The sequence below is a fragment of the Streptomyces sp. SYP-A7185 genome (assembly GCF_046103685.1).
GTDB lineage: Bacteria > Actinomycetota > Actinomycetes > Streptomycetales > Streptomycetaceae > Streptomyces.
Window position 1 is genome coordinate 6,612,064 of record NZ_CP122310.1, and the last position, 19,633, is coordinate 6,631,696.

Annotated in this window: 18 protein-coding genes and 1 riboswitch; of the genes, 15 read left to right on the top strand and 3 right to left on the bottom strand. The window is 71.1% G+C overall.

The genetic code is table 11. The features are described 5' to 3' along the window. The first annotated feature begins 49 nt into the window (after positions 1-49). From QBL25_RS29195 to QBL25_RS29215, 5 genes are all read left to right on the top strand, one after another. The gene (locus tag QBL25_RS29195) at positions 50-427 is read left to right on the top strand and encodes a YraN family protein (RefSeq protein WP_409059925.1); all 378 of its coding nucleotides are present in this window, start codon (positions 50-52) and stop codon (positions 425-427) included. After that, positions 427-2,046, top strand: a complete 1,620-nt coding sequence (locus tag QBL25_RS29200; protein WP_409059926.1) for a YifB family Mg chelatase-like AAA ATPase — start codon at positions 427-429, stop codon at positions 2,044-2,046. Before QBL25_RS29195 ends, QBL25_RS29200 begins: the two co-directional genes overlap by 1 nt. A gap of 98 nt (positions 2,047-2,144) precedes the next feature. Continuing rightward, positions 2,145-3,287, top strand: a complete 1,143-nt coding sequence (dprA, locus tag QBL25_RS29205) for a DNA-processing protein DprA (RefSeq protein WP_409062816.1) — start codon at positions 2,145-2,147, stop codon at positions 3,285-3,287. Positions 3,288-3,635: 348 nt separating this feature from the next. After that, positions 3,636-4,481 (top strand): RNA polymerase sigma factor WhiG, encoded by an 846-nt coding sequence (whiG, locus tag QBL25_RS29210; protein WP_409059927.1) that lies wholly within the window; start codon positions 3,636-3,638, stop codon positions 4,479-4,481. A gap of 132 nt (positions 4,482-4,613) precedes the next feature. After that, positions 4,614-5,171 (top strand): TetR/AcrR family transcriptional regulator, encoded by a 558-nt coding sequence (locus QBL25_RS29215; protein WP_409062817.1) that lies wholly within the window; start codon positions 4,614-4,616, stop codon positions 5,169-5,171. Between the two features lie 80 nt (positions 5,172-5,251). On the opposite strand, the gene QBL25_RS29220 is transcribed toward QBL25_RS29215, so the two are convergent. Continuing rightward, positions 5,252-5,887, bottom strand: coding sequence for a peptidoglycan DD-metalloendopeptidase family protein (locus QBL25_RS29220; RefSeq protein WP_409059928.1), 636 nt, complete (start codon positions 5,885-5,887; stop codon positions 5,252-5,254). Between the two features lie 290 nt (positions 5,888-6,177). Here QBL25_RS29220 and rpsB point away from each other — a divergent pair, with 290 nt between their 5' ends. The 5 genes from rpsB to QBL25_RS29245 all read left to right on the top strand — a co-directional run bounded on the left by rpsB (position 6,178) and on the right by QBL25_RS29245 (position 10,812). After that, complete coding sequence (rpsB, locus tag QBL25_RS29225; RefSeq protein WP_409059929.1) at positions 6,178-7,107, top strand: 30S ribosomal protein S2; 930 nt, start codon at positions 6,178-6,180, stop codon at positions 7,105-7,107. Between the two features lie 93 nt (positions 7,108-7,200). Beyond that, complete coding sequence (gene tsf / locus QBL25_RS29230) at positions 7,201-8,037, top strand: translation elongation factor Ts (protein ID WP_409059930.1); 837 nt, start codon at positions 7,201-7,203, stop codon at positions 8,035-8,037. A 186-nt stretch (positions 8,038-8,223) separates the two neighbouring features. Continuing rightward, complete coding sequence (pyrH, locus tag QBL25_RS29235; RefSeq protein ID WP_409059931.1) at positions 8,224-8,985, top strand: UMP kinase; 762 nt, start codon at positions 8,224-8,226, stop codon at positions 8,983-8,985. A 161-nt stretch (positions 8,986-9,146) separates the two neighbouring features. Beyond that, positions 9,147-9,704: a ribosome recycling factor gene (gene frr / locus QBL25_RS29240; RefSeq protein WP_127829926.1), complete on the top strand. Its 558-nt coding sequence runs from the start codon at positions 9,147-9,149 to the stop codon at positions 9,702-9,704. Between the two features lie 34 nt (positions 9,705-9,738). Then, positions 9,739-10,812: a phosphatidate cytidylyltransferase gene (locus tag QBL25_RS29245; RefSeq protein ID WP_409059932.1), complete on the top strand. Its 1,074-nt coding sequence runs from the start codon at positions 9,739-9,741 to the stop codon at positions 10,810-10,812. A gap of 105 nt (positions 10,813-10,917) precedes the next feature. On the opposite strand, the gene QBL25_RS29250 is transcribed toward QBL25_RS29245, so the two are convergent. After that, positions 10,918-11,790, bottom strand: a complete 873-nt coding sequence (locus QBL25_RS29250) for a hypothetical protein (RefSeq protein ID WP_409059933.1) — start codon at positions 11,788-11,790, stop codon at positions 10,918-10,920. Positions 11,791-12,051: 261 nt separating this feature from the next. On the opposite strand from QBL25_RS29250, the gene QBL25_RS29255 reads away from it, so the two are divergent. The 5 genes from QBL25_RS29255 (at position 12,052) to QBL25_RS29275 (ending at position 18,395) form a co-directional block, all read left to right on the top strand. Further along, entirely contained in the window at positions 12,052-12,972 is a 921-nt protein-coding gene (locus QBL25_RS29255) for a hypothetical protein (protein WP_409059934.1), read from the top strand. 79 nt (positions 12,973-13,051) lie between these two features. Beyond that, complete coding sequence (gene rlmN, locus QBL25_RS29260; protein ID WP_409059935.1) at positions 13,052-14,158, top strand: 23S rRNA (adenine(2503)-C(2))-methyltransferase RlmN; 1,107 nt, start codon at positions 13,052-13,054, stop codon at positions 14,156-14,158. Between the two features lie 75 nt (positions 14,159-14,233). After that, a riboswitch (TPP riboswitch) is annotated at positions 14,234-14,350 on the top strand. A gap of 92 nt (positions 14,351-14,442) precedes the next feature. Then, a complete protein-coding gene (locus tag QBL25_RS29265) occupies positions 14,443-15,528 on the top strand; it encodes a thiamine ABC transporter substrate binding subunit (protein ID WP_409059936.1) in 1,086 nt (361 codons plus the stop codon). 128 nt (positions 15,529-15,656) lie between these two features. Then, the gene (locus QBL25_RS29270; protein WP_409062818.1) at positions 15,657-17,267 is read left to right on the top strand and encodes an ABC transporter permease; all 1,611 of its coding nucleotides are present in this window, start codon (positions 15,657-15,659) and stop codon (positions 17,265-17,267) included. 111 nt (positions 17,268-17,378) lie between these two features. Beyond that, on the top strand, positions 17,379-18,395 hold the full coding sequence (locus tag QBL25_RS29275) for an ABC transporter ATP-binding protein (RefSeq protein ID WP_409062819.1): 1,017 nt from the start codon (positions 17,379-17,381) through the stop codon (positions 18,393-18,395). A gap of 80 nt (positions 18,396-18,475) precedes the next feature. On the opposite strand, the gene QBL25_RS29280 is transcribed toward QBL25_RS29275, so the two are convergent. Continuing rightward, positions 18,476-19,627 carry an LOG family protein gene (locus QBL25_RS29280; protein ID WP_409059937.1) on the bottom strand — a complete coding sequence of 384 codons (1,152 nt, stop codon included), beginning with the start codon at positions 19,625-19,627 and terminating at the stop codon, positions 18,476-18,478. Positions 19,628-19,633: the final 6 nt, after the last annotated feature.

The window sequence follows — 19,633 nt, forward strand, 5'->3', positions numbered from 1 at the left end:
ACAACGTTCGGGGTCGGGCCCCAGTGTGGATCTCGGAGGTGGTTCCGACATGAACGCACGTGGGGCACTCGGGCGGTACGGCGAAGATCTGGCCGCCCGGCGGCTGGACGAAGCCGGCATGACGGTCCTGGAGCGCAACTGGCGCGGCGGCAGGACCGGCGAGATCGACATCGTGGCCATGGACGGCGAGGCGCTGGTCGTCTGCGAGGTCAAGACCCGCAGGGCGGGCCTCGTCGGTCCGGGGATCTATCAGCACCCGATGGCGGCCGTGGGCCGCGCCAAGGCGGAGCGGCTGCGCCGTCTCGCCGAGCGCTGGATCGAGGAGCGCGGCGGCCCACCGCCCGGCGGGGTCCGGATCGACCTGGTGGGCGTGCTGATCCCGCGCCGCGGCGCCCCCGTCGTGGAGCACGCGCGGGGGGTGGCCTGATGGGATTCGCGCGTACGTGCTCCGTGGCCCTGGTGGGCGTCGAGGGCGTGGTCGTCGAGGTCCAGGCCGACCTGGAGCCCGGCGTCGCGGCGTTCACGCTGGTCGGGCTCCCGGACAAGAGCCTGACGGAGAGCAAGGACCGGGTCAGGGCCGCCGTGGTCAATTCGGCCGCCGAGTGGCCCCAGAAGAAGCTCACGGTGGGGCTCAGCCCGGCCTCGGTGCCCAAGAGCGGCAGTGGTTTCGACCTCGCCGTGGCCTGCGCGGTGCTCGGCGCGGCCGAGCGGCTCGACCCCCGGACGCTCACCGACATCGTGATGATCGGCGAGCTGGGGCTCGACGGCCGGGTGCGGCCGGTCAGAGGCGTGCTGCCCGCGGTCCTCGCGGCGGCGGACGCGGGCTATGAGCAGGTCGTCGTCCCGGAGTGCACGGCGGCCGAGGCCGCGCTGGTGCCGGGGGTCTCGGTGCTCGGTGTGCGCAGCCTGCGGCAGTTGATCGCCGTCCTGACCGACGAGCCGGTGCCCGAGGAGGAGCCGGACGTGCCGGGGCGGCCCGACCCGATGCTCGCGGGGCTCTGCGTGCCCGGGGCCGGTCTGGGCACGGGACTCGGCGGCGGCGCGGACGACGCCCTCGCCCTGGACCTCGCCGACGTCGTCGGACAGACCTCGGCCCGCACCGCCGTGGAGGTGGCGGCGACGGGCGGGCACCACATCTTTCTTCAGGGCCCGCCGGGGGCCGGCAAGACGATGCTCGCGGAGCGGCTGCCCGCGATCCTGCCCCGGCTGACCCGGGAGGAGTCCCTGGAGGTGACGGCCGTCCACTCCGTGGCGGGCATGCTGCCACCGGGCAAGCCGCTGGTGGACACCGCGCCGTACTGCGCGCCCCACCACTCCGCGACGATGCAGTCGCTGGTGGGCGGCGGCAAGGGGATCGCACGGCCGGGGGCGGTGTCGCTGGCTCATCGCGGGGTGCTCTTCCTCGACGAGGCGCCGGAGTTCAGCACGCAGACCCTGGACTCCTTGCGCCAGCCCCTGGAGTCGGGCCATGTGGTGATCGCTCGCAGCGCGGGGGTGGTGCGGCTGCCCGCGAAGTTCCTCATGGTCCTCGCGGCCAATCCCTGCCCCTGCGGGCGCCACACGCTCCTGGGGGACGGCTGTGAGTGCCCGGCGTCCGCCATCCGCCGCTATCAGGGGCGGCTCTCGGGCCCGCTGCTCGACAGGGTCGACCTGAGGGTGGAGGTGGAGCCGGTCACACGCTCCGAGCTGGCCGGGCACGGGACTCCGGGGGACGCCACGCAGACGGTGGCCGACCGCGTGCGCGCCGCCCGGGAGCGGGCCGCGGCCAGACTGGCCGGCACCGCCTGGCGGACGAACAGCGAGGTGCCGGGGCACGCCTTGCGCACCCGGTGGCCGGCCGAACCGGGCGCGCTGGACGCCGCCGAACTCGATCTGGAGCGCGGCTTCCTGACCGCGCGGGGGCTGGACCGTGTGCTGCGGGTCGCCTGGACGGTCGCGGACCTGTCGGGCCGCGGCCGGCCCGCCGCCCAGGACGTGGCGCTGGCGCTGCAACTGCGCTCGGGAGTGTCACGGGGAGTGCCGATGGCGATCGGGGCACTGACGTGAGCGCGGGCCTGGGGCCTGGGCCTGATGGGGTGCCGGCCTCGGTCTCGCCCCCGGCGTCGGTCTCGCTCCCCAGCTCGACCTCACCCCCGGGCTCGGCTTTGGAGGGGGAGCGGTGGGCGAGGGTTGCTCTCACCCGGATCCTTGAACCGGGGGACGAGGTGGGCGGGCGGTGGCTGCGCGAGAGCGGGGCCGTCTCCGTGCTGCGGCGGCTCGTCGAGGGGGAGGAGCGGCTCGACGGGGTGACGCCGGCCCGGTGGGAAGGGCTGCGGGCGCGGGCCGGGAAGGCACGGCCCGAGCGTGACCTGGCGGTGGCACGGGACGCGGGGGTGCGGTTCGTCTGCCCGGGGGAGGCGGAGTGGCCCCTCCAGCTGGACGACCTCGGGGACGCGCGGCCGGTGGGCCTGTGGGTGCGGGGGCGGCCCAGCCTGCGGATATGGGCCCTGCGCTCGGTGGCCGTGGTCGGCGCCCGGGCCTGCACGGAGTACGGCGCGCACATGGCCGCCGCTCTGGGCGCGGGGCTGGCCGAGCGGGGCTGGGTGGTGGTGTCGGGCGGGGCCTATGGGGTGGACGGCGCCGCGCACAGGGGAGCGCTGGGGGCCGGTGGGGCCACGGTCGCGGTGCTCGCGTGCGGGGTCGACCGGGCCTATCCGAGAGGGCACGCCGAGCTGCTCCGGAGGATCGCGGAACAGGGCCTGCTGGTGGGGGAGTTGCCGCCGGGGGACCACCCCACGCCGAGCAGGTTCGTCCTGCGGAACCGCGTGATCGCCGCGCTCACCCGGGGGAGCGTCGTCGTCGAGGCCGCCTACCGCAGCGGCGCGCTCGCCACGGCGCGCAGTGCGCGGGAGCTGGGGCGCTTCACGATGGGGGTGCCGGGCCCCGCGACGAGCGGCCTCTCGGCCGGGGTGCACGAACTCCTGCGACGGGACGGAGTGCTGGTCACCGACGCCGCGGAAATCATCGAGCTGGTGGGCGACATGGGCGAGCTGGCCCCCGAGCGGCGCGGCCCCGTCGTACCGCGTGACCTGCTGGCTCCGGAGGCCGCGCGGGTCTTGGCGGCGCTGCCCGCCCGGGGTGGCGCGCCGGCCCGGGAGATCGCGTTCGGCGCGGGCACGGGGGTGGACGAGGCGATCGGTCGGTTGTACGAGTTGCGCTCTCTAGGGTTCGTCGAACGACACGGCGAGGGCTGGCAGTTGACACGCCAGGCGATTGTGTCGGTTGTGCCAAATGGAGAGGGTCCGTGACCGACCGTGTTCGGCCGTCTGGATGAACCCCCGATGGCCTTGGGAATGGCCGTAGTTGACGGTTCGGGCTCGTCACGCACGGCGACGGGAGGTGCCCGGTGGGGCGGTCAGCGGAACGTATCTGCGTACGCAAGATCCCCTGCTCTTCGCACACTGCGACACTCCAGTCACGCTACGCTCACAAGGATTCCGACGCGGACAGGCAACCACAGGCAACCGCAGGCAACCACGGGCAAGCAGACGGACAACCTCATTCACTTCACGCACACTCACCACCCCGCGGGCACGGGGGAAACCACCGGCTCGCACGACCTCACCGGTTCACGGCAGAACGGCTCAAGGCACCACATGCCCCAGCACACCTCAGGGTCCGATCGGGCGTCGGCGGTTCCCCCCGCCGCCCGTAGCGGCGAGCGGGAGCGGCCCCCCGCCCCCTCGTCGCTGGACGAGCTGTGGCGGTCGTACAAAGACACGGGGGACGGGCGGCTGCGCGAGCAGTTGATCCTGCACTACTCGCCGCTGGTGAAGTATGTGGCGGGACGGGTCAGTGTGGGGCTGCCGCCCAACGTCGAGCAGGCGGACTTCGTGTCGTCCGGGGTGTTCGGGCTGATCGACGCGATCGAGAAGTTCGACATCGAGCGGTCCATCAAGTTCGAGACGTACGCGATCACCCGTATCCGCGGTGCCATGATCGACGAACTGCGGGCGCTCGACTGGATCCCCCGGTCCGTGCGGCAGAAGGCGCGCAACGTCGAGCGGGCGTACGCCACGCTTGAGGCGCAGCTGCGGCGCACGCCGTCGGAGAACGAGGTCGCCCACGAGATGGGCATCGCCACCGAGGAACTGCACGCCATTTTCAGCCAGTTGTCGCTGGCGAACGTAGTGGCCCTGGAGGAGCTGCTGCACGTCGGCGGCGAGGGCGGCAACCGGCTGAGCCTGATGGACACGCTCGAGGACACCGCGGCCGACAACCCCGTGGAGGTCGCCGAGGACCGCGAGCTGCGACGGCTGCTCGCGCGCGCGATCAACACGCTGCCGGAGCGTGAGAAGACGGTCGTCACGCTCTACTACTACGAGGGCCTCACGCTCGCCGAGATCGGGAACGTGCTCGGCGTGACGGAGAGCCGGGTGAGCCAGATCCACACGAAATCGGTGCTCCAGCTGCGAGCGAAGCTGGCCAGTTTCGGCCGCTGAGCGCGCTGAATCGTCCCTGCCCCCGGCTGGTGACGTGCGGTGCCGCCGTCGGTTTTGCCGGGGTGGACCGACTCCCGTCCCGGCGGTCACGTCCGTAGAGTGGAGGGCGTGCCAAGGATTCGAGCGGCCTCTGTGGCCGAGCACCGGTCGATGCAGCGCGGCGCCCTGCTGGACGCCGCGCGGTCCCTGCTGTCCGAGGGCGGTACGGAGGCGTTGACCTTCCCCGCCCTCGCCGAGCGCACGGGGCTCGCGCGCTCGTCCGTGTACGAGTACTTCCGGTCGCGTGCCGCGGTCGTGGAAGAGCTGTGCGAGGTCGACTTCCCCGTCTGGGCCGCGGAGGTATCCGCCGCGATGGAGGGGGCGGACACCGCCGAGGGCAAGGTCGAGGCGTACGTCAGGAGGCAGCTCGATCTCGTGGGGGACCGGCGGCACCGGGCGGTCGTGGCGATCTCCGCGGCCGAGCTGGACGCGGGCGCGCGGGAGAAGATCCGGGCCGCGCACGGCGGGCTCGTCACCATGATCGGCGAGGCCCTGCGCGACCTGGGGCACGCGGAGCCCCGGCTCGCGGCGATGCTCCTCCAGGGCGTCGTGGACGCGGCCGTGCGGCGCATCGAACTGGGCGCCGCGGAGGACCCGCCCGCCATCACCGAAGCAGCCGTCACGATGGCCCTCCGAGGCGTACGAGGCTGAGCCCCGGCTCTCGACGCCTGACCCGCTGGGTAGCCCGGCCGCCGCGGTACCTGACTCGCCCCTCGCCGTGGCTTCCCCCCTCACCAAGGAACCAGCCGCACCACCCCCAGCACCGGCACGTCGATGACCGGTAGCAAGCGGGAGGTCCCCCTCCGCAGAAGCCATGGCGGGAGCAGCGACAGGGGATTCAGGTAGGTTTCCGCCCTGCGCAGGCCCCAGTGCAGGCAGCTGTGGGGGCAGTGGTGGCGGGGGAGTTCCAGTACTCCCAGTGGTTCGCCCCTCGTGACCTCGGCGCCCTTCTCGACCGCGACCGTGGCCCGCACCGGCTCGTACGTCGTGCGCAGCGGCGGAGTGCCCGTGCCCGTCAGTTCCACCGCGATCACCCCGCGGCCCGCCACCCGGCCCGCGAAGGAGACCCTGCCCGGAGCCACCGCCCGCACCACCGAACCCGGCGGCGCCGCGAGGTCCACGCCCCGGTGCCCCCGCCCGTACTCCGACGCCGGAGGCTCCCACCCCCGTACGACGGCGGGTCGCACCCCCACCGGCCACACCCCGGCCACCTTCGGCACCGGCTCCGGGGCGCTCGCCCCCGGCACAGGCCGCCCCGCGGCCCCGGCAGGCGGCGTCGACGCGGTGATCAGCGCCACGGCCGCCAGGACCAGAGACAGCAGCAGGCTCAGTCCTCTTCGCATGTGCAGGTGAGTTCGCATGTGCATGTGAGACATGGCAGAACCGTCCCGCGCCTGGCCTCCGCGCGGGGATCATGGCGCGGATCTGTGGATGACCAGCCGCTTGTGGACAGCGGCGTCACCCGCTGCCTCGCGGGTCCCGTACACTTCTTGTGGCGATCCGGGTCACCGGGTCGACTTCGCACGCCCCGACACCAGGCCCTCAAAAGCCGGGTGCCAGCGCCTCTCGGTCCTTTGCGGCACGGCGCATCGCGGGCGTCAGGCGTGTCCGCCATCCGGTGGACGCGGCACAACCGAGAACACCAAGGAGTACGGCCATGGCCGTCGTCACGATGCGGGAGCTGCTGGAAAGCGGCGTCCACTTCGGTCACCAGACCCGTCGTTGGAACCCGAAGATGAAGCGCTTCATCTTCACGGAGCGCAACGGCATCTACATCATCGACCTGCTCCAGTCGCTGTCGTACATCGACCGCGCCTACGAGTTCGTCAAGGAGACCGTCGCCCACGGCGGCACGGTCATGTTCGTCGGCACGAAGAAGCAGGCGCAGGAGGCCATCGCCGAGCAGGCGACCCGCGTCGGCATGCCCTACGTGAACCAGCGCTGGCTGGGCGGCATGCTCACCAACTTCTCGACCGTCTACAAGCGCCTCCAGCGCCTCAAGGAGCTCGAGCAGATCGACTTCGAGGATGTGGCCGCGTCCGGCCTCACCAAGAAGGAGCTGCTCGTCCTCTCCCGCGAGAAGGCCAAGCTGGAGAAGACCCTCGGCGGTATCCGCGAGATGTCCAAGGTGCCCAGCGCCGTCTGGATCGTGGACACCAAGAAGGAGCACATCGCGGTTGGTGAGGCCCGGAAGCTCAACATCCCGGTCGTCGCCATCCTCGACACCAACTGTGACCCCGACGAGGTCGACTACAAGATCCCGGGCAACGACGACGCGATCCGCTCCGTCACCCTGCTCACCCGCGTGATCGCCGACGCCGTCGCCGAGGGCCTCATCGCCCGCTCCGGCGTGGCCACGGGCGACCAGAAGCCGGGCGAGAAGGCCGCCGGCGAGCCCCTCGCCGAGTGGGAGCGCGACCTGCTCGAGGGCGAGAAGAAGGCCGACGAGCCGAAGGCCGACGAGGCCAAGGCCGAGGAGCCCAAGGCTGACGAGGCCGAGGTTCAGAAGTCCGCCGAGACGGAGAAGGCCGCCGACGCCGAGCAGGCCGACGCCCCCGCCGCCGCCGCGGAAGCCGAGCAGGCCTGACCTTCACAGGTTCGGTAGTTGACGGCGGGGGCCTTCAGGCCCCCGCCGTTCACCCGTAGATCTTTCAGACCTCCGAAAGAGAATTTCAGGATCATGGCGAACTACACCGCCGCTGACGTCAAGAAGCTCCGTGAGCTCACGGGCGCCGGCATGATGGACTGCAAGAAGGCGCTCGACGAGGCCGACGGCAGCGTCGACAAGGCCGTCGAAGCCCTGCGCATCAAGGGCCAGAAGGGCGTCGCCAAGCGCGAGGGCCGCTCCGCCGAGAACGGCGCCGTGGTCTCCCTCATCGCCGACGACAACACCTCCGGCGTGATCGTCGAGCTGAAGTGCGAGACGGACTTCGTCGCCAAGGGCGAGAAGTTCCAGGCCGTGGCGAACTCGCTGGCCGCGCACATCGCCAAGACGTCGCCCGCCGACATCGCCGCGCTGCTCGCCTCCGAGATCGAGGCCGGCAAGACCGTCCAGGCGTACGTCGACGAGGCCAACGCCAACCTCGGCGAGAAGATCGTCCTGGACCGCTTCGCCCAGTTCTCGGGCACGTACGTCACGGCGTACATGCACCGCACCATGCCCGACCTGCCCCCGCAGATCGGTGTCCTGGTCGAGCTGGACAAGGCCGACGCCGACCTGGCCAAGGGCATCGCCCAGCACATCGCCGCCTTCGCGCCGAAGTACCTCTCCCGTGAGGACGTCCCGGCCGAGGTCGTCGAGTCCGAGCGCCGCGTCGCCGAGGAGACCACCCGCGCCGAGGGCAAGCCCGAGGCCGCGCTGCCCAAGATCGTCGAGGGTCGCGTCAACGGCTTCTTCAAGGAGGCCACCCTCCTCGGTCAGCCGTACGCGCTCGACAACAAGAAGTCCGTCCAGAAAGTCCTGGACGAGGCCGGTGTCACCCTGAAGCGCTTCTCGCGCATCAAGGTCGGCATCTGAGTCCGTACCGCGATCGACGGTAGACCCCGCTAGGGTCGACAGCGGTCGCCCGCGCACCGGTCCGGTGCGCGACGTACGACCGCAGGATCTGACGAGGAGGCCATTGCCGAGCATGGGATGCGAACGACACCCCACCGGCAGTGGCCTTCTTCGTATGTGCGCCGAGCAAAAAGAAGCGAGAACTCGATGACCACCAAGGCCGACACAAACAGTGACGACGGCAAAGTCTCCGGTCGTTTCCTGCTGAAGCTCTCCGGTGAGGCGTTCGCCGGCGGGGGCGGCCTTGGCGTCGACCCCGACGTCGTGCACGCGATCGCCAAGGAGATCGCCGCGGTAGTCCGTGACGGTGCCCAGATCGCGGCCGTCATCGGCGGCGGCAACTTCTTCCGCGGCGCCGAGCTCCAGCAGCGCGGCATGGACCGGGCCCGCTCCGACTACATGGGCATGCTCGGCACCGTCATGAACTGCCTCGCCCTCCAGGACTTCCTGGAGAAGGAAGGCATCGAGTGCCGCGTGCAGACCGCCATCACGATGGGCCAGGTCGCCGAGCCGTACATCCCGCTGCGCGCCGTCCGGCACCTGGAGAAGGGCCGCGTGGTCATCTTCGGCGCCGGCATGGGCATGCCGTACTTCTCCACCGACACGACCGCGGCGCAGCGCGCCCTGGAGATCGACGCCGAGGCCCTGCTCATGGGCAAGAACGGCGTCGACGGGGTCTACGACTCCGACCCCAAGACCAACCCGGACGCGGTGAAGTACGACGCGCTCGGCTACGGCGAGGTCATCACCCGCGACCTGAAGGTCGCCGACATGACCGCGATCACGCTGTGCCGCGACAACAAGCTGCCCATCCTGGTCTTCGAGTTGCTCTCCAGCGGCAATATCGCGCGCGCCGTCAAGGGTGAGAAGATCGGCACACTCGTGGGCGACGAGGGCACCCGCGCCTGATCTCGGGGTCTTCCCCCGAGGGCCCTGAGGGATGGACAAAGCCCTGCCGGTCGGACACGGTGCAGGGACAAGAGACGCGACGCAGCCGACACCCCATGGACTCCCCCTACTTCACCGTGTGGGGGCGCCCCCAGCCCACTCACAACACGCAGGAGCAAGTGGTGATCGAAGAGACCCTCCTCGAGGCCGAGGAGAAGATGGAGAAGGCCGTCGTGGTCGCCAAGGAGGACTTCGCCGCGATTCGCACAGGCCGTGCGCACCCGGCGATGTTCAACAAGATCGTGGCCGACTACTACGGCGCCCTGACGCCGATCAATCAGCTGGCCTCGTTCTCGGTGCCCGAGCCGCGGATGGCCGTGGTGACCCCGTTCGACAAGAGCGCGCTGCGCAACATCGAGCAGGCGATCCGCGACTCCGACCTGGGCGTCAACCCCAGCAACGACGGCAACATCATCCGGGTGACGTTCCCCGAGCTGACGCAGGACCGCCGCAAGGAGTACATCAAGGTCGCCAAGACCAAGGCCGAGGACTCCAAGATCTCGATCCGCTCCATCCGCCGCAAGGCCAAGGAAGCGATCGACAAGGCGATCAAGGACGGCGACATCGGCGAGGACGAGGGCCGGCGCGCGGAGAAGGAGCTCGACGACACCACCGCGAAGTACGTCGCCCAGGTGGACGAGCTGCTCAAGCACAAGGAAGCCGAGCTGCTCGAGGTCTGAGGGCTCGAAGTCTGAGGACTGAGGAATCCGATCCGTGAACGACTCTTCCTGGGGGGCGCCTCCCAGAACCGGGTACTGGGGGCCGCCCGACCAGGGCCCTGCTCAAGGGGCTGCCCCGGCAGGTCCCGCGTACGATGCGCATGACGCCCTGTATCCAGCAGAGACGCAGCCCATGCCCATCGTGCCTGACATGCCTGAAGTACCCCAGGAGCCCATGCCCAGCGCATCACAGCCCGCCCCCGAGGCGCCTCGTACGCCTCAGGTGCCTCAGGTGCCCCAGGCTCCGCAGAAGAAGAGCGCGGGACGTGATCTCGGGGCGGCCATAGGAGTCGGCGTAGGGCTCGGCGCGGTGATCATCGCGTCGCTCTTCATCGTGAAGGCCGTCTTCATCGGCGTCATAGCGGTCGCCGTCGTGGTCGGGCTCTGGGAGCTCACCTCGCGGCTCCAGGAGCGCAAGGAGATCAAGGCGCCGCTGGTGCCGCTCGCGGTGGGCGGTGCCGCGATGGTCGTCGCGGGGTACGTCCGCGGGCCCGAGGGCGCCTGGGTCGCCATGGCGCTCACCGCGCTCGCGGTGCTCGTCTGGCGGATGACCGAGCCGCCCGAGGGCTATCTGAAGGACGTGACGGCGGGCGTCTTCGCGGCGTTCTACGTCCCGTTCCTCGCCACGTTCGTCGCGATGATGCTCACCGCGGACGACGGCGCGATGCGGGTCCTGACGTTCCTGCTCCTGACCGTGGTCAGCGACACCGGGGCGTACGCGATCGGCTGGCGCTTCGGCAAGCACAAGCTCGCCCCGCGCATCAGCCCCGGCAAGACCCGCGAGGGCCTGGTCGGCGCGGTGACGTTCGCGATGGCGGGCGGCGCGCTGTGCATGGAGTTCCTGATCGACGGCGGCACGTGGTGGCAGGGGCTGCTCATCGGCCTCGCGGTCGCCGCGAGCGCGACGCTCGGGGACCTGGGCGAGTCGATGATCAAGCGTGACCTCGGCATCAAGGACATGGGCACGCTGCTGCCGGGCCACGGCGGCATCATGGACCGCCTCGACTCGCTGCTGCCGACCGCCCCGGTGGTCTGGCTGCTGCTCGTCATCTTCGTGGGGTCCGGCTGATCCGCGGGTAGGAGTGCGAAGGGCCCGCCGTCCACGGACGGCGGGCCCTTTCGCGTGACGGCTTCGCGTGACGGCTTCGTGGGGGCGGGCGGGTGTGCGGCTCGGTCAGGCCGGGGAGGGCAGGGAGCCCGCCAGCGGGGGCAGGTCGTCGTAGAACCGCAGGTCGCCGGAGTCGTCCAGGTAGGGCAGGAACTCGTTCTGCGGGAGGACCCGGCCCGTCGCGCCGAAGATCTCCGTGCCGCGCTGGCGCACCGCGGGGTCGGCGCCCGCCTTCGCCACCCAGGTGGCCGGATCGGGGCCGAGAAGCTGCCGCAGCTCCTCCGACTCGGCGAGCAGCGCCGCGAGCAGCTCGGACTGGTCCCCGCCGCCGGGCCTCGGCCGACCGTCGGAGCCCGCGAGGACGCCGTGCGCGCTGAAGTAGATGTAGGCGCCGCCGAGCCGTTCCCCGGAGGGCATGACCATGTCGAACTCGTCGCCGGGCAGTATGGCCCGCCGGTAGTCGGGGAACTCGGTGTCGTCGACGGCCTTCAGCTGCGTGGCGTCGAGCCAGGTGACCACCAGCGTGGCCCGCGCCGACCGGTCGATGTACGGGGTGCCCGCGACGTAACCGGCGGGGCTGATGTGGCCGGAGCAGCCGATGCCCACGCCCTGGATCTGGACCGGCACCATCGGGACGGTCGCCGGGATGCCGAGCCGGGTGAGTTTGTGGCTGACCTGGCCTGGAGAGGCGTTGGAGCCCACCGCGATCACGGGGTGCCGCAGGCCCGCGCCCACCTGGCCGAGCTCCCGCAGCTTCTCGTCGAGGCGCGGGCCGCGGGACACGGGCCAGCCGCCGAGCCGCTGCCGGCGCACGTCCAGCGGCCACAGCTCGTCGCCGGAGAGCAGGGCCGGTTCGGTGGCCGGGCGGCCCGGATAGGTCAGGGGGAGCTTGGCGGGAACGTCGTCCAGGCCCAGCGCTTTGAGGCTTCGGTCCTTCACGGCCAACACCCTTCAGGATCGGATCGTGCGGCGGGCACAGCCTTCCACATCGGGTGTACCCACGGAGGGACGGCATGGCTACCGGGCGCCCGCAGGATGACTCCGTGGACTGCCGGGAAAAGATCTCCTCCGTTACGCTAACCCCCTCTCGGGGGGCAGGAGTTGAGACCTTTGACACGGCGCTTGCGGCGCCCGTCCACACATCCGCGGCATCGGATATCGGTTCGATGGTGGATCGCCGGGCGGACGGTCCATGCCCTGATGTTCATGGCGCTGGGCGCGCTGACCGGCCTCGCCGTCGCCATCGCGGTGGTCTGGACGCTCACCGAGGAGTCGGCGCGGGGGCTCGGGCAGCGGTTCGGTGACGTGGCGGGGCTGCTCGACGTCGCCCTGTCGGCGCTGCGGGCCTGTGTCGGCACCGACAGCCTCGACCCCGAACCGGACAACCTCGCGCACGCGCTGCTCGCCACGCTGGCCTCGGTGACCGGGGCGCTGGTGCCGGCGGTGCTCCTGGGAATCGTCCTGGTGAAGTTGTTCGCGCTGCGTCCGTTCGTCTGGCGGCGGCGGGCCAGCATCTCGCCGGGCCGCACCGCCGACTTCCCGGTGGCGGAGGGGCAGGACCCCGAGGACGCGGTGATCGCGGTGCGCTTCTACAACCATTTCGACAACCTCTCGGTGGTCGATCTGCGGGCCCGCGCGCACCTGCGCTACCTGGAGCGATCCCCGTACGGCGACAGTCGGGTCGTCTACAAGAAGTGGCTCCAGGTCCTGGACGAGAAGGGCGAGCGGGCGGACGAGAGGGCGTGGCTCGCGGTGGAGCGCGGGGCGCCCTTCACGGTCTGGATACCCGTCGACGCCCCGCTCGCCGCGCTGCCCCTCGGGCACATCCAGGGCAAGGACCTGCTGGACGCCGAGGGCGTGAAGCTGCTGGTCCGGCTGACCGCGCGGACGGTGGGCCTGGGGACGGAGGTCGCCGACGAGCACTGGTTCGACGTGTCCGCCACCTCCGACGACTTCGAGCTGGGCCGCTTCGTCCCCCTGCGCGCGGACCCGGACACCGACGTATGGACGTGGGAGGGCTGGGCCCACTTCGACGACCTCTTGCCCGACGACGACGGGGACGGGGACGGAGATGGGGACGGGGACGGGGACAACGACCCGGACGACCAGACCCGCCGGTGAGGGACGGCGACGCAGGGTGACCGGTGCCGCCGGGCGGTGATCTGGCCGGACCCTCAGCGTCTGCGACACTGGATTCACCATGCCTGTACCCGGAGAACTCACCTTTGTCGCGCCCCGCGGGGCCAAGAAGCCGCCGCGGCATCTTGCCGACCTCACGCCCGCCGAGCGCAAGGAAGCCGTTGCCGCCGTCGGCGAGAAGCCGTTTCGTGCCAAGCAGCTCTCGCAGCACTACTTCGCGCGGTACGCGCACGACCCGGAGCAGTGGACCGACATTCCCGCCGGTGCGCGCACGAAGCTCCAGGAGGCGCTGCTTCCCGAGCTGATGTCAGTGGTGCGGCACATCAGCTGTGACGACGACACCACGCGCAAGACGCTGTGGCGTCTGTTCGACGGGACGCTCGTCGAGTCCGTGCTCATGCGCTACCCGGACCGCGTGACGATGTGCATCTCGTCGCAGGCCGGCTGCGGGATGAACTGTCCGTTCTGTGCGACCGGACAGGCCGGTCTCGACCGGAACCTCTCGACCGCCGAGATCGTGCACCAGATCGTCGACGGGATGCGCGCCCTGCGGGACGGGGAGATTCCCGGCGGGCCCGCGCGGCTCTCGAACATCGTCTTCATGGGGATGGGCGAGCCGCTCGCCAACTACAACCGCGTGACCGGTGCCATCCGCCGTCTGACGGATCCCGAGCCCGACGGCGTCGGCCTCTCGCAGCGTGGGATCACCGTCTCGACCGTCGGCCTGGTGCCCGCCATCCACCGGTTCGCCGACGAGGGCTTCAAGTGCCGCCTCGCCATCTCGCTGCACGCGCCGGACGACGAGCTGCGCGACACCCTCGTCCCCGTCAACACGCGGTGGAACGTACGGGAGGTCCTCGACGCCGGATGGGAGTACGCCGCCAAGTCGGGGCGCCGCCTCTCCATCGAGTACGCCCTGATCCGGGACATCAACGACCACGCCTGGCGCGGTGACCGGCTCGGGCGGCTGCTCAAGAACAAGCCCGTGCACGTGAACCTCATCCCGCTGAACCCGACCCCGGGCTCGAAGTGGACGGCGTCGCGTCCCGAGGACGAGAAGGCCTTCGTGGACGCCATCGCCGCTCATGGGGTGCCCGTCACGGTTCGTGACACCCGTGGCCAGGAGATCGACGGGGCGTGCGGTCAGCTCGCCGCGTCGGAGCGTTAGTCTGGCCGGAACACAACTTCATGTCCGGGACTGAACTTCAGGCCGGAACACAACTTCATATCCGGAACCATCTTCATATTCCGACAGGGGAGCGCCACAGCGCTGAGAGTGCGGCACCAAGGACAGGTTGGCCGCAGACCCTCTGAACCTTGCCCGGGTCATTCCGGGTAGGAAGTTCGGACATCACTCAAGCTGTTGCGCCCTGCCCGCGAACCACTCCGGTCCGCGGGCAGGGCCGCGTCTCTTCCTGGTCACTCCAGGAGGAATGAACTCAGTTGAACTCGGTGAGCACCACCAAGAAGATCACCGTCACCGCGGCCGCGGTGGCCCTCGGGCTCGTCGCGCTCTCCGCGTGCGGCGGCTCGTCGGACGGCGGCGACAAGGCCGACTCCAAGAGCGTCACGCTCGTCAGCCATGACTCCTTCGCGGTTTCCAAGGACGTCCTGAAGGCGTTCGAGAAGAGCTCCGGCTACAAGGTCGACGTCCTCAAGGACGGCGACGCCGGAGCCGCCGTGAACAAGGCCATCCTGACCAAGGACAACCCGCAGGGCGACGTCTTCTTCGGCGTCGACAACACCCTGCTCTCGCGCGCCCTCGACAACGGCCTCTTCCAGTCGTACGAGGCCAAGGGCTCGGACCGGATCGCCTCCCCGTTCCGCGTCGACCAGGGCAAGCACCGCGTCACGCCCGTCGACAGCGGCGACATCTGCGTGAACTACGACAAGAAGTACTTCGCCGACAAGAAGCTGGCGCCGCCGAAGTCCTTCGCGGATCTGGCCGAGCCCGCCTACAAGGACCTCCTGGTCACCGAGAACGCCGCGACCTCGTCGCCCGGCCTCGGCTTCCTGCTCGGCACCGCCGCTCAATACGGCGACGGCGGCTGGCAGGGCTACTGGAAGAAGCTCAAGGCCAACGGCGTCAAGGTCGTCGACGGCTGGGAGCAGGCCTACAACGAGGAGTTCTCCGGCTCCGCGGGCGGCAAGAAGGCCAAGGGCGACCGGCCGCTCGTCGTCTCGTACGCCTCCTCGCCGCCCGTCGAGGTGCTCTACGCCAAGCCGCAGCCCAAGGAGGCACCGACCGGCGTCGCGACCGGCACCTGCTTCCGGCAGGTCGAGTACGCGGGCCTGCTCGCCAACGCCAAGAACGAGAAGGGCGGCAAGGCGCTGCTGGACTTCCTGATCGGCGCCGAGTTCCAGAAGGACATGCCCCTGAACATGTTCGTGAACCCGGTGCGCGAGAAGACCGAGCTGCCCGAGCTCTTCGTCAAGCACGGCGTGACGGTCGAGAACCCGGAGACCATGTCCCCGAAGAAGATCGCCGACAACCGTGAGCAGTGGGTCAAGTCGTGGACCTCACTCGTACTGAAGTAAGCAAGCCGTCCAAGGGCAAGCTGCCCAAGGGCGAGTCCCCCGAGGGTGAGTCGCCCAAGGGCGAGTCCCGCAAGGGCCGGTCCCGCCGGGGGCTGCTCTCGCGCGGGAGCGCGACGCGGCTCGGCCTCATGGCCGTGCCCGTCGCGTTCTTCGCGGTCTTCTTCGCCTATCCGGTCGCCGCGATCGTCGCGCGCGGCCTGAAGGTGGACGGCGCGTGGCGGTTCGGGCGGATCGCGGACGTCGTCGGACAGTCCGACGTCCGGCACGTGCTGTGGTTCACCACCTGGCAGGCGCTCGCGTCGACCGCGCTCACGCTCCTGATCGCGCTCCCCGGCGCGTACGTCTTCGCGCGCTTCGACTTCAGGGGCAAGCAGGTTCTGCGGGCGGTCGTGACCGTGCCGTTCGTGCTGCCGACCGTCGTCGTCGGGACCGCGTTCCTCGCGCTGCTCGGCCGCGGCGGCCTGCTCGACGAGATGTGGGGCGTACGGCTCGACACGACCGTGTGGGCGATCCTGCTCGCGCACGTCTTCTTCAACTACGCCGTCGTCGTCCGCACGGTCGGCGGGCTCTGGTCGCAGCTCGACCCGCGCCAGGAGGAAGCCGCGCGCATGCTCGGCGCCTCGCGTTGGACCGCCTGGCGCACCGTGACGCTGCCCGCGCTCGGACCCGCGGTGGCCGCCGCGTCCCTCATGGTCTTCCTCTTCACCTTCACCTCCTTCGGCGTCGTGCAGATCCTCGGCGGACCCGCGTACTCGACGCTCGAAGTCGAGATCTACCGGCAGACCGCCCAGCTCCTCGACCTGTCGACGGCCGCCGTCCTGACCCTCGTGCAGTTCGCGGCGGTCGGCGTGATCCTGGCCGTGCACGCGTGGACCGTGCGCAGGCGGGAGACCGCGCTGCGGCTCGTCGACGCCTCCGCCGTGGCGCGCCGGCCGCGCGGGGCGGGGCAGTGGGCGCTGCTCGGCGGGGTCATGCTGACGGTCGCCGTGCTGATCCTGCTGCCGCTCGGGGTGCTGATCGAGCGGTCGCTGAGCGGCCCCGAGGGCTACGGCCTCACCTACTACCGGGAGCTGACGTCGGCGGAGGGCGGAGCCTTCCTCGTCCCGCCGATCGAGGCCGTCTGGAACTCCCTGCGGTACGCGCTCGCCGCCACCGCCATCGCCCTGGTGATCGGCGGCCTCGCCGCGGCAGCGCTCACCCGGAAGGCCGGCCGCCTGGTGCGCGGCTTCGACGCGCTCCTGATGCTGCCGCTCGGGGTGTCCGCCGTGACGGTCGGCTTCGGGTTCCTGATCACGCTGGACAAGCCGCCGTTCGACCTGCGGTCCACCTGGATCCTGGTGCCGCTCGCGCAGGCGCTGGTGGGCGTGCCCTTCGTCGTACGCACCATGCTTCCCGTCCTGCGCGCGGTGGACGGACGCCTGCGCGAGGCGGCCGCGGTGCTCGGGGCGTCGCCGCTGCGGGCGTGGCGGGAGGTCGACCTGCCGATGGTGCGGCGGGCGCTGCTGATCGCCGCCGGGTTCGCCTTCGCAGTGTCCCTGGGGGAGTTCGGGGCGACCGTCTTCATCGCGCGGCCGGACAACCCGACGCTGCCGGTGGCCGTGGCGCGGCTCCTGGGCCGCGCCGGTGACCTCAACTACGGGCAGGCGATGGCCCTTTCGACGATCTTGATGGTGGTGTGCGCGGTGTCGCTCCTGCTGCTCGAACGGCTCCGTACCGACCGCACGACTGGGGAGTTCTGATGGGTGCTGGTGTGGCTGCGGGTGCGGGTGCGGGTGCGGGTGCGGGTGGTGTGTGGTGCTGGTGTGGATGCCGCTGTGGCTGCTGGTGGCGGTGCGGGAGCCGGTGCGGGGCTGCTGACGCTGGCGGACGCGACCGTGCGGTTCGGGGCGCGGGCCGTGCTCGACCGCGTCGGGCTCACGGTCGCCGAGCACGAGATCGTCTGCGTGCTCGGGCCCAGCGGCAGCGGCAAGTCGACGCTGCTGCGCGCGGTCGCCGGGCTCCAGGAACTCGACGCCGGGCAGGTCCTGCTCGACGGCCGCGACCAGCGGGGCGTGCCCGCGCACAAGCGGGGCGTCGGCCTGATGTTCCAGGACCACCAGCTGTTCCCGCAGCGTGACGTGGCGGGCAATGTCGCCTTCGGGCTGCGGATGCACGGGGCGTCCCGGGGCGAACAGGCCGACCGGGTGGCCGAGTTGCTGGAACTCGTGGGCCTGCCGGGCGCGCAGCGGCGGGCCGTCGCCTCGCTCTCGGGCGGAGAGCAGCAGCGGGTCGCTCTCGCGCGGGCGCTCGCGCCGAGGCCGCGCCTGCTGATGCTGGACGAGCCGCTTGGGCAGCTCGACCGCTCGCTGCGGGAGCGCCTCGTCGTCGAACTCCGTGAGCTGTTCGACGAGTTGGGTACGACGGTGCTCGCGGTCACGCACGACCAGGGCGAGGCGTTCGCGCTCGCGGACCGGGTCGTGGTGATGCGGGACGGGCGGATCGCCCAGTCCGGTACGCCTCTTGAGGTCTGGCGGCATCCGGCGGGCGAGTTCGTGGCGCGGTTCCTCGGCTTCGACAACGTCGTCGACGCGACGGTCGCCGGGGAGGTGGCGGACACGGTGTGGGGCAAGGTGCCGGTGCCGGAGGACGCCGTGGACGGGCCGTGCCGGCTGCTGGTGCGGCCGGCCGGGGTACGGCTCGTGCCCGCCGACGAGGGGCTGCCGTGCTCGGTGACGGCCCGCACCTTCCGGGGCACGCATGTCGCCGTCCATCTGGAACCCCGGGTGGGGCCGCGCCTTGAGGCGGCCTGTGCGCTGCGGGACGCGCCGGGGGTGGGGGAGACGGTGGGGGTCGCGTTCGACGCGGGGGACGTCGTGATCCTCGGGTGAGGTGAGGTGAGGTGAGGTGGGGTGAGGTGGGACGGGGTGAGGTGACGTGAGGTGTGGGTCGGCCGGTCAGCTCCCTGCCCTCACCCGGTCGTCAGCGACGCCAGCGCGGCCGGGGCCTCTTCCACCTTGTCCACCAGGGCGATCTTCGGTTCCATCGAGCGGCCCCGTGCCAGTGCCCGCAGCAGCGGCCAGGCCGGGAGGTGGTTCGTCCAGTGGTTCTCGTCGACCAGGATCATGGGGGCCGGTTCGCCGCGGGACTCGTAGTAGTTCGGGGTGGCCGCGTCGAAGATCTCCTGGAGCGTGCCCGCCGCGCCGGGCAGGAAGATCACGCCCGCGTTCGACCGGGCGAGGAGGCCGTCCTCGCGCGTGGCGTTGGCGAAGTACTTGGCCAGGTGCGTGGCGAAGGCGTTCGGCGGCTCGTGGCCGTAGAACCACGTGGGGATGCCCACCGAGGCGCCGCCGGACGGCCAGCGCTCGCGGACGTCGAAGGCGGCCCGCGCCCACTCCGTGATCGAAGGGGTGAAGGACGGCGCCTTGGCGAGCAGCTCCAGCGCCTCGTCCAGCATCTCGTCACGGAAGACGGACGCGTACGCCCCCAGGTTCGCGGCCTCCATCGCGCCGGGCCCGCCGCCCGTGGCGACCGTGTACCCGGAGCGGGCGAGCGAGCGGCCGAGCCGTGCCGCGCCCTCGTACTCGTCGGTGCCACGGGCCATCGCGTGGCCGCCCATCACGCCCACCACCCGCGCGCTGACGAGCAGTTCGTCGAGGGCGTCCGAGATCGAGTCGTCGTGGATCGCGCGGAGCATGGAGGAGAAGACGTCGCCGTCCGCCTTGGTCTCCTGGAACCACGCGTACGCCCGGGCGTCGGGAGTCGCCTCGTACCCACCCGTGGAGAGTCCCGCGAAGAGCCCCTCGGGCGTGTAGAGAAGCCCGCGGTACGGGTCGAACGGCAGGTCGGGGACGGGCGGGAACACCAGTGCCCCGGCGGTCCGCATCGCGTCCACCGCGTCCTGCTCCATCGGGCAGCCGAGGAACACCGCGCCGGTGGCGTCGCAGCCCCGCAACGCGGACGTACGCGCCGTCAGGTCTATGGCCTGGACGCGGCACCCGGCGAGCGAGCCGCTCGCCGCGACGAGCGCGTCGAATTCCTCGAGCGACTCGATCTCGCGGTCACCGCCGGGGAGTTGGGACGAGGGCCTGGGGGCGGACGCGGATGCGGGAGTCGGCTGCATCCGCCC